Raw genomic sequence first — 363 nt, forward strand, 5'->3', positions numbered from 1 at the left:
ATGGCGCGATGCTGATGGAGGCGTTCGTCGCCATCATGGCGCTGGTGGGCGCGTCGATCCTCGATCCGGGCATCTATTTCACGATGAACAGCCCGGCGGCGGTCATCGGCAAGGATGCGGCGAGCGCGGCGGCGGCGGTGACGGCCATGGGTTTCCCCATCTCGCCCGAACTGATCCTGCAGACCGCGAAGGATGTGGGCGAGCACAGCATCATCTCCCGCGCGGGCGGGGCGCCGACGCTGGCGGTGGCGATGGCGGAGATCTTCTCCCATGTCGTGGGCGGGCCGGCGATGAAGGCCTTCTGGTATCATTTCGCGATCCTGTTCGAGGCGCTGTTCATCCTGACCGCCGTCGATGCGGGGA

Annotated in this window: 1 protein-coding gene; it reads left to right on the forward strand. The window is 66.7% G+C overall.

Features of this window, described 5'->3' with window-relative positions:
• Positions 1-363: carbon starvation CstA family protein (locus MRBLMA1_RS19040; RefSeq protein ID WP_363738980.1), on the forward strand; the 363-nt coding region annotated here is incomplete at both ends.

Origin of the sequence: Sphingobium sp. LMA1-1-1.1, from assembly GCF_040676365.1 — a bacterium.
In the GTDB taxonomy this organism is placed as follows: domain Bacteria; phylum Pseudomonadota; class Alphaproteobacteria; order Sphingomonadales; family Sphingomonadaceae; genus Sphingobium.